This window comes from Mesorhizobium sp. M4B.F.Ca.ET.017.02.2.1 (assembly GCF_003998955.1).
Classification (GTDB): Bacteria; Pseudomonadota; Alphaproteobacteria; order Rhizobiales; family Rhizobiaceae; genus Mesorhizobium; species Mesorhizobium abyssinicae.
The window spans coordinates 1-13,852 of the sequence record NZ_RZOF01000144.1; the positions used below are offsets into that span (position 1 = coordinate 1).

Annotated in this window: 12 protein-coding genes; 6 read left to right on the plus strand and 6 right to left on the minus strand. The window is 65.1% G+C overall.

Going from position 1 to position 13,852, the window contains the following annotated elements; all coding sequences use genetic code 11:
- Positions 1 to 1,925, minus strand: a 1,925-nt coding sequence (locus tag EN738_RS18165) for a hypothetical protein (RefSeq protein ID WP_245494569.1), incomplete at its 3' end; no start/stop codon positions are given.
- A gap of 182 nt (positions 1,926 to 2,107) precedes the next feature.
- Here EN738_RS18165 and EN738_RS18170 point away from each other — a divergent pair.
- Positions 2,108 to 3,022, plus strand: a complete 915-nt coding sequence (locus EN738_RS18170; protein WP_127284893.1) for a neutral zinc metallopeptidase — start codon at positions 2,108 to 2,110, stop codon at positions 3,020 to 3,022.
- Positions 3,023 to 3,186: 164 nt separating this feature from the next.
- The gene (locus tag EN738_RS18175) at positions 3,187 to 4,455 is read left to right on the plus strand and encodes a TCR/Tet family MFS transporter (protein WP_127284894.1); all 1,269 of its coding nucleotides are present in this window, start codon (positions 3,187 to 3,189) and stop codon (positions 4,453 to 4,455) included.
- A 13-nt stretch (positions 4,456 to 4,468) separates the two neighbouring features.
- Here EN738_RS18175 and carA read toward each other — a convergent pair whose 3' ends face one another.
- On the minus strand, positions 4,469 to 5,674 hold the full coding sequence (gene carA / locus EN738_RS18180) for a glutamine-hydrolyzing carbamoyl-phosphate synthase small subunit (RefSeq protein WP_127284895.1): 1,206 nt from the start codon (positions 5,672 to 5,674) through the stop codon (positions 4,469 to 4,471).
- A 320-nt stretch (positions 5,675 to 5,994) separates the two neighbouring features.
- Here carA and EN738_RS18185 point away from each other — a divergent pair, with 320 nt between their 5' ends.
- A complete protein-coding gene (locus tag EN738_RS18185) occupies positions 5,995 to 6,444 on the plus strand; it encodes a GatB/YqeY domain-containing protein (RefSeq protein WP_127284896.1) in 450 nt (149 codons plus the stop codon).
- A 33-nt stretch (positions 6,445 to 6,477) separates the two neighbouring features.
- Here EN738_RS18185 and EN738_RS18190 read toward each other — a convergent pair whose 3' ends face one another.
- The gene (locus EN738_RS18190) at positions 6,478 to 7,464 is read right to left on the minus strand and encodes a hypothetical protein (RefSeq protein ID WP_127284897.1); all 987 of its coding nucleotides are present in this window, start codon (positions 7,462 to 7,464) and stop codon (positions 6,478 to 6,480) included.
- Positions 7,465 to 7,587: 123 nt separating this feature from the next.
- On the opposite strand from EN738_RS18190, the gene EN738_RS18195 reads away from it, so the two are divergent.
- Entirely contained in the window at positions 7,588 to 8,145 is a 558-nt protein-coding gene (locus tag EN738_RS18195) for a GNAT family N-acetyltransferase (RefSeq protein ID WP_127284898.1), read from the plus strand.
- Between the two features lie 90 nt (positions 8,146 to 8,235).
- Here EN738_RS18195 and EN738_RS18200 read toward each other — a convergent pair whose 3' ends face one another.
- The 3 genes from EN738_RS18200 to EN738_RS18210 form a co-directional block, all read right to left on the minus strand.
- The gene (locus EN738_RS18200; protein ID WP_127284899.1) at positions 8,236 to 9,417 is read right to left on the minus strand and encodes an MFS transporter; all 1,182 of its coding nucleotides are present in this window, start codon (positions 9,415 to 9,417) and stop codon (positions 8,236 to 8,238) included.
- A gap of 100 nt (positions 9,418 to 9,517) precedes the next feature.
- A complete protein-coding gene (locus EN738_RS18205; protein ID WP_127284900.1) occupies positions 9,518 to 9,757 on the minus strand; it encodes a DUF2061 domain-containing protein in 240 nt (79 codons plus the stop codon).
- 111 nt (positions 9,758 to 9,868) lie between these two features.
- On the minus strand, positions 9,869 to 11,533 hold the full coding sequence (locus tag EN738_RS18210; RefSeq protein ID WP_127284901.1) for a Na/Pi cotransporter family protein: 1,665 nt from the start codon (positions 11,531 to 11,533) through the stop codon (positions 9,869 to 9,871).
- A gap of 387 nt (positions 11,534 to 11,920) precedes the next feature.
- On the opposite strand from EN738_RS18210, the gene EN738_RS18215 reads away from it, so the two are divergent.
- Complete coding sequence (locus tag EN738_RS18215) at positions 11,921 to 12,289, plus strand: RcnB family protein (RefSeq protein ID WP_127284902.1); 369 nt, start codon at positions 11,921 to 11,923, stop codon at positions 12,287 to 12,289.
- A gap of 143 nt (positions 12,290 to 12,432) precedes the next feature.
- Positions 12,433 to 13,852 (plus strand): DNA primase (dnaG, locus tag EN738_RS18220; RefSeq protein WP_127284903.1); only part of this gene is annotated, 1,420 nt, incomplete at its 3' end.

Below are 13,852 nucleotides of genomic sequence, written 5' to 3' on the forward strand. Positions count from 1 at the left end.
CAGATATAGTCCTCGCGGCAGGGATGCGTCTTGTCGCAGGCGCGCAGGCCGGCGGTCTTGGTGAATTCCCTTGTGCAATATTTGTGGTCCTTGCCGGAGCCGATGCAGTCGTTGAAGCCGGTCTTGGCGAGCCGCCCGCAGCTCGCATCGTCGGGCAGCTTGTCGCAACTGGCCTTACGCAGCATGCCGCCCGAAAAACCGCCGGTCTTCTGCTCGGGGTTGTCGTAGCGCTGGCGCGCCGCGCCATAGCCGGCAAGCTTGATCGGCGGCTTCTTGTCCCTGGCCGGGTCGATGGCGCAGGCTTTCGCCGTCGCCGGCGAGAGGCGGCAATACTGGTCGCTGCCCCATTTCGACATCCTGATCTCGCCGAACTCGACGGGGTCGCCGACCGCGGTTCCGGCCTCGCTGACGCAGGTGCCGAAGCCCGGATGGATGGCGCTTTCGTGGACGCCGGCGCAGCGCAGGCCTTCGCCGCAGGTCCAGTCCTTGAAGCTTTCATCCGTGCCGCGATAGCAGATCGAGCCCCAGCCATTGTAGAGGTCGGTGCCTTTCAGGGCGTCGGCGAATTTCGCATCCGGACGGGCGGCGAAGCCCTTGCTGAAATCGGGATGCTCGCCGGCGGCGAACTGCTCGACGATGGCCAGGCGGCGCGGCAGGTCGGCGAAGAAGACCGCCGAGCCCGGCACGAAAACTGCGTTGCGCCGCGGCTCGCTGGCCGGATCGGCGCCGGTGTAGTGGAAGCCGGCGATGCCGTGGGTCTGGTGGCAGCCGGTGCAGCTCATCTCGTTGAGGCGCAGATTGAAGCCGGCCACCGACTTTATGGTGCGCAGCGCGTTGCCCCTGGCGACATAGTCCTTCAGCGCCTTGTCGACGGCGGCATCATCGAGCAGGCCATAGGCGATGTTGTTTTGCGAGCGCGCCATGCCGCCCGGCGCCACCGAGACGGCGCTGGTCGCCAGGAATTTTTCGTCGACGATCAGCCGGCCGCGATCGAGATCGTAGATGTTGCGGTCGGTGAGCAGCCATTTGGCGAAGGCCCGCCGGTCCGCCAGCACCGTCTTGCGCTCGATCTGGTTTTCCATCCGCGATTCCTGGAAGGTGGCGGTGGCCGGATCCCATTTGAAGATCTTCAGCAGATATTCGGCGTGGCCGCCGAAATCGCGGCGCGTCGAGGCCGACAGGCGCAGAACCTGCATGTTGAGCTCGAGCCGCATGATCTGCGAGGAATTGAGCATGGCGCCCGACAGCGGGCCTTCGTCGGAGCGCAGCCAGGCCGCAAGCTGCTCGGGCGCAAGGTCCTTCCCGCCGGCCGCCAGCCAGCGCCTGGCGACGTCGGCGCAGGACCCATCGGCGGCGCGCGGGCGATCCTTGGAGGCGCGCCCCGTCGCGGCCGTCGGCTTGGCGTTGAAGACCAGGCTCATCGTCAGCGGCAGCCGCGAGGAGACCCGCTCTCCGGGCTTTTCCTCGACCGAATAGTGGAAACGGTAGATCAGCCGGATCTCGCCGCATTCGGTGTGGCCGAGATAGCCGCGATCCATGCGGTTGACGACGCCGGTGAGGTCCAGCGTCGAGCCGTTGTCGTCGATGTATTTCGGATTGAACTTCTGGCTCGTGTCCTTGGACTTGGCCAGCCCCGCGACATAGGGATCGGGACTTGCCGCGGGCTCGTCGGCGATCTCCTGCTTGACGGCATTGCGCACCGGGGTCAGCGCGCGCACCGAAAACAGGCCGCGATTGTCCACATCGCGCGTCAGGCCGATCGCCGGGCCCAGCAGTCGGCTGATCGACAGGCCGCCGCGCTCGAGCGCCTGCAAGGTCGCGGGATCGGTGACGGCGACGCTGGAATCGAGCGTGGCGGCAGGCGCCGCCCCAGCGCCGAAAGCGGCCAATACCAGCAGAAACAGGAAACGGCCGATCGTCCGCAAGCGCCCCTCGCATCCCCTTGTCCGGCGCCATGCTACAGGCCTTGCGCCGCCCATTCCAGCGCCGGTTTGCGAGCGAAAAATGCTGTGACTTGCTGCAACCATTGGGATAATTGTTTGTTGGGTCTGATTGGCACCAGGATGCCTGCCTGGCCGTTTGGAAATTCGCATCGCGAGGAGTTGCCATGCTCTGGAGAGGCCGCCGTCAGAGTGACAATGTCGAGGACGAGCGCAGCGACACGGGTGGCGGCGGCGGATTCGGCGGCGGCAGCCCGGGCCAGTTCCGCATCCCGATCGGAGGCCGCACCGGCGGCGGCTCAAGCATCTTCATTGTCATCCTGGTTGTGCTCGCCGGCTGGTATTTCGGCTTCGATCCGTCACAGATACTGGGCGGTGGCGACAGCGGCGGCCAGATCACCGACGAGAGCGGCAGCGAAGGTGGCGGCGCCGGGGCGCCGGCTTCCGACGAGATGAAGCAGTTCGTCTCGACCGTGCTTGCCGAAACCGAAGACACCTGGAAAGGCATCTTCCAGGCCAACGGCCTGACTTACGAAGATCCGAAGCTGGTGCTGTTCAGCAGCCAGATACGCTCGGCCTGCGGCTTCGCCTCGGCTGCGGCCGGACCGTTCTATTGTCCGGGTGATCACAAGGTCTACCTCGACATGACGTTCTTCCAGCAGCTCGACCAGCAGTTCGGCGCTTCCGGAGAGTTTGCCCGGGCCTATGTGATCGCGCATGAGGTCGGCCACCATGTGCAGAACCTCACCGGCATCCTGCCCAAGTTCAACAACATGCGGCAGGGGATGAGCGAGGCCGACGCCAACCACATGTCGATGCAAGTGGAACTGCAGGCCGATTGCTTCGCCGGTGTCTGGGCGCATTACACCGCGCAGAAGGGCATTTTGGAACAGGGCGACATCGAGAGCGCTCTCAATGCCGCCAAGCAGATCGGCGACGATACGCTGCAGAAGAAGATGCAGGGCTACGTGGTGCCGGAAAGCTTCAACCACGGCACGTCGCAGCAGCGTCAGACCTGGCTGGCGCGTGGCTACAAGAGCGGCAAGCTCTCGGACTGCGACACGTTCAACAATCCGATCTGAGGCGGCGCATCGGGGTTCCTGCTGCGGCGATCGGAAGCGGCCATCGCGGCAACTGATGTCAGGATGAGGCAGTTGCCGTCGTTCCCTCATTGTTCTTGGTGGCGGGCTCGCCTATAAGGTGCACCCGCCTTTGCTGCAAGGCGGCCGAGGAGCTTGACACCATCATGATCGACCCCAAGACCGCCAGGCGGGGCCTTGCGCTCGTTTTCACGACGCTGCTGCTCGACATTATCGGCTTCGGCATCATCATGCCGGTGCTGCCGGCCTACCTGCAGGAACTGACGGGAGTCGGCGTCAGCGAAGCGGCGATCGAGGGCGGCTGGCTGTTCTTCGCCTATGCGGCGATGCAGTTCGTGTTCGCTCCCGTCATCGGCGGGTTGAGCGACCGCTTCGGACGGCGGCCGGTGCTGCTTGCCTCCGTGCTCACCTTTTCGATCGACAATCTGATCTGCGCCATCGCCTGGACCTACCCGATGCTGTTCATCGGGCGCCTGCTGGCCGGCATCTCCGGCGCCAGCTATTCGACGACCTCCGCCTTCATCGCCGACATCTCGACCGATGAGAACCGGGCGAAGAATTTCGGCCTGCTCGGCATCGCCTTCGGCGTCGGCTTCGTCATTGGCCCGGTCCTGGGCGGGCTGCTCGGCACGTTCGGGCCGCGCGTGCCGTTCTATTTTGCCGCCGGGCTTGCGTTCGTGAATTTCCTGATCGCGCTGTTCCTGCTGCCGGAGACGCTCGACGACAAGCATCGCCGCCGCTTCGAGTGGAAACGCGCCAACCCGGTCGGCACGCTCATCCAGATGCGCAACTACCACGGCATCGGCTGGATCGGCCTAGTCTTCTTCCTGATGACCCTCGGACACATGATGTACCCGGCGGTGTGGTCGTTCGTGTCCAATTATCGCTATGGCTGGAGCGAGCAACAGATCGGCTTCTCGCTCGGCGCCTTCGGCCTGTGCGGCGCGATCGTCATGGCCACCGTCCTGCCGCGCGTCATCCCGAAACTCGGCGAGTGGAGGACGGCGGCGATCGGCCTGACCTTCACCGCGCTCAGCGCCTTCGGCTATGCCTTCGCCTCGCAGGGTTGGATGATCTATGCGGTGATCGTCGTCGGCTGCCTGGAGGCGCTGGCCGATCCGCCGCTGAGAAGCCTTGCCGCGGCCAAGGTTCCGCCTTCGGCGCAGGGCGAACTACAAGGGGCGATGACGTCGATCTTCTCGATCACCTCGATCATCACACCGCTGCTCTACACGGGGATCTTTTCCTGGTTCACCGGGCCGAGCGCGCCGGTCGTGTTCGGCGGCGCGCCCTATCTGCTGGGTGCGGTCTTCCTCACCCTGGCGGTGATCGTCTTCGTCACGAAAGTCGCCAAGCCGACGCCGAAGGAGGTCGAGCGCATGCACGCGCAGGAGGCCGTGACCGATCCGGCTTGAGAAGTTTGAACTGCTAGACGCGTTCGGCCAGCGCCGGCTCGCCGCGCTTCTCGCGGATGAGATTGACGAAGCGGCGGAACAGATAGTGCGAATCCTGCGGGCCGGGCGAGGCCTCGGGGTGATGCTGGACCGAGAACACCGGACGGCCGGTCAGCGCGATGCCGCAGTTCGAGCCGTCGAACAGCGAGACATGGGTCTCCTCGACGCCTTCCGGCAGCGAGTCGGCGTCGACCGCGAAACCATGGTTCATCGAGACGATCTCGACCTTGCCGGTGGTGTGGTCCTTGACCGGATGGTTGGCGCCGTGATGGCCCTGATGCATCTTGGCGGTCCTGCCGCCCAGCGCCAGCGCCAACATCTGGTGGCCAAGGCAAATGCCGAACACCGGGATTTCGGTCTTGAGCAGGTCCTGGATCACAGGCACCGCATAGTCGCCGGTCGCTTCCGGATCGCCGGGACCGTTGGAGAGGAAGATGCCGTCCGGCTGCATGGCGAGGATTTCCTCGGCGCCGGTCTTGGCCGGCACAACGGTGACCTTGGCACCGAGGCCGGCGAGCAGGCGCAGGATGTTGCGCTTGACGCCATAGTCGATAGCAACGACGTGCAGCGACGGCTCGGCCTGCTCGCCAAAGCCTTCGTTCCAGACCCAGGGCGTCTCGCGCCACACCGACGACTGGCCCGAGGTGACCTCCTTGGCGAGGTCGAGGCCGATCAGGCCCGACCAGGCGGCGGCGCGCCGCTTCAGATCGTCGAGGTCGAAGACGCCGTCCGGCGCATGCGCGATGACGGCATTGGGCATACCCTTTTCGCGGATCAGCGCGGTCAGCGCGCGCGTGTCTATGCCCGAAAGCGCGACGATGCCGCGCTTCTTCAGCCACTGGTCGAGATGGCCGGCGGCGCGGTAGTTGGACGGGTTGGTGACATCGGCCTTGAACACGGCGCCGACGGCGCCGGCGCGGGCGGCCGGGTTGAGGTCCTCGATGTCCTCGTCATTGGTGCCGATATTGCCGATATGCGGGAAGGTGAAGGTGACGATCTGGCCGGCATAGGATGGGTCCGTGAGGATTTCCTGGTAGCCGGTGAGCGCGGTGTTGAAGCAGACTTCGGCGACCGCCGATCCGGTGGCGCCGAGGCCGCGACCCTCGATGACGGTGCCGTCGGCAAGCACCAAAAGCGCGGTCGGCTTCTCGGTATTCCAAGAGGCAGTCGTCGTCGCCATGGCGGCACTCCTGTAAGGCTGCGTTACAGCGGGTCCGGGACCAACTGCGCAGCAAACGGCGCGGAGCAGCGATTTCTGCGGCTTCCGCGCGTCAATTCTTCTCGCTCATGCCGTTTTCCAAAACCGCTGTGCACTTTTGGGCGGCATGAACTCATTGTCTCATGCAGGACCGAGTACATAGGCGAAGGCGCCAAAGCGGTCAATGCGGTGGCTGGAAACCGGTCCCGATTTTGTTTCTCCAGCAATATCAGGGGTTTGCCTGGATTTGCTTTGCGCGCGGGGCAAAGCTATTGTCCGCGCCGTTCGAAGGAGAGAGCACGATGCGCGAAAAAATCGCCGAATCCCTGAAGAGCGCGATGAAGGCGCAGGACAAGCACCGCTTGCCCACTCTGCGGCTGATCCAGGCCGCCATCCACGACCGCGACATCGCCAATCGCGGCGCCGGCAAGCCGGCCGCGAGCGAAGAAGAGATCCTGCAGATCCTGGCCAAGATGGTGAAGCAGCGCGAGGAATCGGCGAAGGCTTTCGAGGACGGCAAGCGGCCGGAACTGGCCGCGCAGGAGCGTGGCGAGATGGAGATCATCCGCGGCTTCCTGCCGACGCAGCTCGACGATGCCGCCGTTACGGCTGCGGCACGCGAGGCGATCGCGGCGACGGGCGCCGCCAGCCAGAAGGACATGGGCAAGGTGATCGGCGCGCTGAAGCAGAAATATGCCGGCCAGATGGATTTCGGCAAGGCGAGCAGCATCGTCAAAGGGCTGCTGCAGTAACCTGCGCTCGCCCGCTTCACTGGTGAGGCGGCCTCACGACCCCTTGCAGATCGGCAGCGGCTGCGGCGGCGGCGCCGGATGGTCCTTCTTGTACTGGGCAATGATCGGCTCGAGGGTCTTCCTCGGCCAGAATTTCGGCCTGCCGATATCCTTCAGGCAGGATGCGTTCCAGTAGGCGCCCGAACCGGCACGGCCGCTCGCTACGGCGGCGATGTCTCGCGATTCCGGATAGATGTAGAGCGTCGTCGGGTTGCCCTTGACCATCGCGATGAGCTGCGCGGCATCGGTTGCCGACCAGCTGGTGCAGCCATTGCTGCGGCCGCCGGCATAGTCCACCAGCTTGCCGAACGGCACCATGCCGTCATGGTCGGCGTAGGAGCTGTTGGGGTTCTTGCGCAGGCACATGCCGCGCAGCACCTGGGCCGCGTGGCCGCCAATCACGCGCTGCCTGGCATTGGCGGCTTCGCCTTCGCCGTCGAACTGGATGAAGGTGCGCAGGAAAGCCGTGTCCCGTCTTGCGCCGGTGCGATAGAAGCCCTTGAATGAGGTTTTCGCCTCGCGGGTCATGTAGGCGCCGCCGGCGGTCAATTCCGAATCCATCGCATTGCCGAAGTTCCTGGCGCATCGTCTTCCGTTTGAGAAATCGACGGTGCCTTTCAGGTTGCGGCCGCCGCCGTGGCCGGACGAGATCGCGCGAAACGACTGGCTGGCTTCGCAGATGATGTAGTAGCGGCGCCCCAGCACGCCGTTGCCGAGATCGCCGGGACGCGTCGCATCCATCGCGAAGTAGCAGGGGTTGTTGACGGCGCCGGCGGCGACTTTTTTCAGGTAAAGCGCGCGCGCCCGCTCCAGAACGACTTCTGCGATCTGGCCATCGCCCTCGCCAACATGGGCCTGCAGCCAGGCCGGAATGCCGGACGGTTGCAGGGCGGCGAAAGATCGAGGCGAAGCCGTCAAGGTGACGACAATGGCAAAGAGGCTGAGGATAGCTACACCCAGCGGAACAGATCTCAACCGCACCAGCTCACCCCCGTCAACGCATTGTGTCTTGCGATGAATCACCTGGAGCCGATCATAAAAGGTCTCGCGCCGATCTGCGAAACACTTCTAGTTTAGCTGCCCCCCTCCAAGCCGGAATACATCATGGTTGAAATCGTCAAGCCAGCACTCGAACATTTGCCGTCCTACAAGGCGGCGCTGGAGCGCGGCTGGTCGCCGGACAATGTGCGACTTGAGGAAGCGACGCGAGAGCAGCTCGCCGCGATCGAGGAGGACCCGGTTGCGTTCCTCGCCGGTCTCGACGATCCCGAGGGCAGGGGACCGCCGATCACGCTGCCCGACGGCACGACGGTGCCGCGGCTGCCCGGCTTTCGGCGGTGGATCTGGGATGGCAAGGCCGCCGGCTCGATCGGCTTCCGCTGGCAGCCCGGTACGGCGGCGCTTCCCTCGCATGTTCTCAGTCATATCGGCTACGCGGTGGTGCCGTGGAAGCGAGGGCGTGGCTATGCGACCGAGGCGCTGCGGCTGATGCTTGACGAGGCGAGGGCGGTCGGCCTGCCCTTTGTCGAGATCACCGCCAAGCCGCAAAATCCGGCCTCGCACAAGGTGATCCTGGCCAATGGCGGCAGGCTCGTCGGCCGCTTCTTCGAGGATGCCGCCTATGGCGGCGCCGAGAGCCGGCGCTTCCGCATCGATCTATAGCAGCGACGATGGCAGCCTGACGATCTGATTCAGGAGGGCGCGGCAACGCGTTGTTTTGCAGGGTTTTCTGGCGCCGTGGCAGAGGCGTCGCTACTCGGCTGCCGCGGGCAGTGGCGGCGCCACGCGGCTGCGTCCTTCCCAGACTTGCGAGGCGACCGCCACGGCGACCGCGACCAGCATGGCCAACGCGCCGGCCACCGGCAGGCTGCGGTAGCCGTAGCCGGCATTGAGCATGGCCGCACCCAGCGACGCGGCGAGCGCGATGCCGACATTGAAGCCGGAGGGGATGAGCGAGGAGGCGAGATTGGAGGCGTCCGCCGTCCAGGCCAGGATGCGGGTCTGGATCGGTGCGCCGATGGCGAAGTTGAGGCCGCCCCAGATGACGATCGCAACGACCATCGCCACGGGGTAGGGGCTGACGGCATAGATGACGCCAAGCACCAGCGCCTGCAGGAGCAGCATGGTGATCAGCGACGGCATCAGCTTCCAGTCGGCCAGCTTGCCGCCGAGGAAGACGCCGATGGTCGCGCCGACGCCATTGAGCAGCAGCACCCAGGGCACCAGGCTCTCATCGAGGCCGGTGACTTCGAGCAGCGTCGGGGTGATGTAGGTGAACAGGCCGAACTGGCCGATCATCAGCATCAGCATCAGGATAAGCGAGGTCCAGACCTGCTGACGTCCCAGAACGCGGACCTCGTGCGACAGGCTGGCGGGGCTGTTCGACGACCCAGCCGTGCGCGGCAACAAAGCAAGCATGGTGGCAATTGCCGCCACGCCCAGCGCGCCCATCACCCAGAAGGTGGCGCGCCAGCCCCAGAGATTGCCGATCGCGGTTCCGGCCGGCACGCCGATGACGTTGGAAACGGTGAGGCCGGACAGGATGACCGCCACCGCCATGCCGCGCTTGTCTTCCGGCACGAGGCCGACGGCCACCACCATGGCGACCCCGAAATATGCGCCGTGCGCCACGGCGACTGCAATGCGCAAAAGCAGCATCGAGGTGAAGTCAGGCGCCAGCGCGCAAGCCGCCTGGCCGATGGTGAAGGCGATGGCGAGGCCTATGAGCAGGGTCTTGCGGGAGATCGTCTTGGTGGCGAGTGCCAGCAGCGGACCGCCAATGGCAATGCCGCAGGCGTAGCCGGAGACCAGGTAACCGGCAGTGGGAATGGAAACGCCGAGGCCGCCGGCGACCTGCGGCAGCACGCCGGCAATGACGAATTCCGTGGTGCCGAAGGCAAAGGCAGCGATGAACAGGGCAATGAGAGGAAGCATGGCGCGGCAAGCGATCCCAAATGAGATGGCCTCAAACCATGGATGGGCGCCGCCGGCAATGCAGAAAATGTCGATGCCGCTTTAGCTTTTCTTGACCGGCTCAATCCGGTCGGCCAGCTGCCGATGGGGCCAGGAAGGCCGTCTTCCTGCCGTAAGGGATTTTCAGCCATGCCCGTTCATGGAGATAGTAGAGCAATGACTTGGTGACCACCTCGGTGGCGCCGATGGCGGCGGCCAGCTTGACGCTGCCCGTTACCACCAGCGAGATGATCATCGTGTCGATGGTGCCGGTGGCGCGCCAGGAAAGCGCCTTGGCGAAGCTGCGTGAATGGGTGTCCATCGCCGATCATCCTCCCAGTAGACCTCACACGATCCTTAGCCGAGAGACGAGAGGATGAGCAAAGACAAATTCTGATGGGACTGAGGTGATGTCGCCGCACCCGGTATCGACCTAGCCCGCCTTCAACCTTGAACCGCCGAGCAGGCCACGCTCTTCCAGCACCGGATAGGCCATGGAAGCGAGCAGCGAGTTGATCTGCTTCAAGTCACGGATGGTGTCGAGGTGGATCGAGCTGGTCTCGACGCTCTTGGCGGTGCCGTCGCGCAGCCGCACGAAATGGCTGGCGCTGGTTTCCTTCTCGCGGTCGCGCAGCCGGTCCTTTTCCAGCACCAGCTGGCGGGCGGCCTCGGGGTCGCGCGAGACCAGCACGTTGAAGGCAAGGCGCGCGTTGGCGAGCACCGAGGCATGGAAGGCGCTGAGCTCGCGCCAGCCTTCGGGCGTGAACTCCAGCCCCCGCTCGAGCTTCTTCCTGACATGCACCAGCATGTTGCGCACGATGATGTCGCCGACCTGCTCCAGCTTGACGCAGGCGCCGATCAATTCCTGGCAGCGCAGCGCCTCGTCCTCGCTCATCGGGTTCTTGGTGACCTTGGCCAGATAGAGCTTAATCGCCGCGTGTTTCTTGTCGACGCGGTCGTCGAGCGCGGCCAGCGCCTTGATCTTGTCGGCGTCGGCGCTCTCGTAGAGCTCGATGATGCGCTTCAGCATGATCTCGACGGTCTCGCAGACCCTCACGACCTCGCGGGTAGCGTTGGCCAGCGCCTGGCTCGGCGTATCAAGCGCGCTTTCGTTGAGCGCCGACAGTTCGATGATGTCGAGCGCCGAAGCCTGCTCCGGCTTGGCGCCGAGCGCCACGATCTTCTCCGAGGCGCGGTAGACGAGGCTGGCGAGCGGCAGGCCGGCGAGCAGGACGATCACATTGAACAGGATGTGCGCGTTGACGATCTGGTCGGGGACGCTGGCGCCGAGGAAGCCGACCGGCGGCTTCAGCGTCATGAACAGGATCAGCATGACCAGCGAGCCCATGCCGCGCATCAGCAGGTTGCCGACCGGCACGACGCGCACGCCGGGCTCGGCGTTGCGGGTGAGCAGCGGCGCGATGATCGAAGAGCCGAGATTGACGCCAAGCACCAGCACGATGCCGAGCTCGGGCGGGATGAAGCCGCGGCCAGCCAGCGTCACCAGGAGCAGGACGGCCGCGATCGAGGAATGGAACAGCCAGGTGACCAGCGCGGCAAGCAGGTAGGCGGTGACGAAATCGCCGGAGAAATAGTTGACGATCATCGGCATCAGCGTGCTCTGGCGCAGCGGTTCCGAGGCCTGGCCGATCATCTCCAGCGACAGAAGCAATAGGCCGATGCCGACCAGGATGCGACCGGACTGGCGCCAGTCGCGCCGCTCGGTGGCCATGAACATGACGGTGCCGGCGACCAGGCATACCGGGACCAGCAGCGAGAGGTCGAAGGTGAGCAGCTTGACCACCAGCGCCGAGCCGATCTCGGCGCCGCGCACGGCCAACTGGCCGGACATGCCGGAGACGATGCCGGCGCCGGCGAAGGAGCCGACCAGCAAGGTCACGGCGGTGGAGCTCTGCAGCGCGACCGAGAGGCCGCAGCCGGCCAGAACCGCCATCAGCGGATTGCGCATGGTGGCGCGCAGCCTGTGGCGCAGCGCATCGCCATAGGCGCGCTCGACGCCCGTCTTGACCATGCGGGTGGCGAACAACATCAGCGCCACGGCGCCGGCAAGATGCAGAAGGACGACGGAACCGCTCATGCGCGATCTCGCGATCCGACGGGCGCGCGCTGCGCGCGAGCCGAACCGTCGACCAGGCAATGGAGGGTGCGAATCATAGACATTTCAGAACCGAGAATACGCCGATTTACTTTAGCCGGATAATAGATTTTGACCGTCGGGCGACGGTTGGCGCACGACAGGGCGTGTCGGAAATGGATGGACGGCGATTTGGTTGCATGGCCCGCCGGCCCGGTGGCGGCATGCCGCCCGGCGCTCCCGCGCCTATCAAACGCCCCATCTGACGACGACGTTGAATTTGGCATCCTAAATGCAAGAAATCATTACATAATTGTAATTCTACCATTCAGTTTCGGTTCATCCCCGGCACCCTATTGCTTGTGCATCGACAACCAAGGAGTACCCGTGATGAAACGTCTCGTTCTTTCCGCCGTCGCCGCCTCGATGCTGGCCGCCACGTCCGTCTCGGGCCAGGCCGCGCCGCTCAATGCGCCGGTCGCGCCGCAGTCGAACTATAGCCAGGTCGACTGGCAGCAGCCCGGCAAGCACGTCGACGTGAGGAAGCGCGTCATCAAGAAGAAGGTCGTGGTGAAGCGCAGTCATTGGCGCAACGGGCAGAAGTACTCCAGCTGGAAGCGGCACCAGCCGATCCGCAATTACGGCCGTTATGGCCTGCGCCGTCCGGGCCCTGGCCAGGAGTGGATCCGCGTCGGCAACGACTATGTGCTGGTCAGCATCTTCTCCGGCATCATCTTTGGTGCCATCGCCGCGCAGTAAGCCAGCCAGCACTGAGCTGCGTTTTGAAGAAGGCGGCCGGCGACGGCCGCTTTCCTTTTGCCCTGTGGAAACCGGGCATCGTCCGTATTTGGGGTCGTGCGGTCCGGCAAGCGTGCTTATATGGACGGGAAAAGAGTTTGCCGATGCGCTTTCCGCCCGCCTTCCTCGACGAGATCCGCGACCGTGTGCCGATTTCCTCGGTCATCGGCCAGCGCGTCGCGTGGGACAGGAAGAAGACCAATGCATCGCGCGGCGACTATTGGGCCTGCTGCCCGTTCCATGGCGAGAAGAGCCCGTCGTTCCATTGCGAGGACAAGAAGGGCCGCTACCATTGCTTCGGCTGCTCGGTGTCGGGGGACCACTTCAAGTTCCTGACCGAGCTCGACGGCATGAGCTTTCCCGAGGCGGTCGAGAAGATCGCCGACATGGCCGGCGTGCCGATGCCGGTTCGCGACGAACAGGAGGAACGGCGCGAGAAGGAACGCGCCAGCCTGACCGATGTCATGGAGATGGCGACCGCCTTCTTCCAGGAGCGGTTGCAGGGGCCGGAAGGCGCAAAGGCCCGCGCCTATCTGAGGGAGCGTGGTCTGACCTCGGCGACCCAGCAGTCGTTTCGGCTGGGTTATGCGCCGGACAGCCGCAATGCGCTGAAGGAGCATCTTGCCGCCAAGGGCGTGCCGAAGGCCGATATCGAGGCCTGCGGGCTGGTGCGGCATGGCGACGACATCCCGGTCTCCTATGACTGGTTCCGCGACCGCATCATGTTTCCGATCCCGGATTCGCGTGGCAAGATCATCGCCTTTGGCGGCCGGGCGCTGGCGCCCGACGCGCTCGCCAAATACATGAACTCGCCCGATACCGAGCTCTTCCACAAAGGCAATGTGCTCTACAATTTCGCCCGCGCCCGCAAGGCACTGGCCAAGGGCGGTACGGTGATCGCGGTCGAAGGCTATATGGACGTGATCGCGCTGGCGCAGGCCGGTTTCGAGAATGCCGTGGCGCCGCTCGGCACCGCGCTCACCGAGAACCAGCTGGAGCTTATTTGGCGCATGGCGCCGGAGCCGGTGTTGTGCTTCGACGGCGACAAGGCCGGATTGAAGGCGGCATGGCGTGCCGCCGATCTCGCGCTGCCGTCGGTACAGGCCGGGCGCTCGGCGAGTTTCGCGCTGCTACCGGAAGGCAAGGATCCCGACGATCTGGTCAAGGCCGAGGGGCCGGACGCGTTCCGCGCGGTGCTTGCCGATGCGCGGCCGCTGGTGGACCTGTTGTGGATGCGCGAGACGGCGGGCGGCGTTTTCGACACGCCGGAGCGGCGGGCGGAACTGGGAAAGACGCTGCGTGAGCTGACCAGCCGCATCCGCGACGAAAGCACGCGCTATCACTACCAGCAGGAGATGCGCGAGCGCGAACAGACCTTCTTCGGTTCGCAGCGCGGCCCGCGGCAGGGTCGTCATGATGGCGGCCGGCCGGGGGAGCGCGGCCAGGGCAAGGCGCCCGGCGGACAGTTCGCCAGAGGCGCAGGCGGCCGCATCGCCATCACCGAGAGCCTCGGACAGTCGGCGC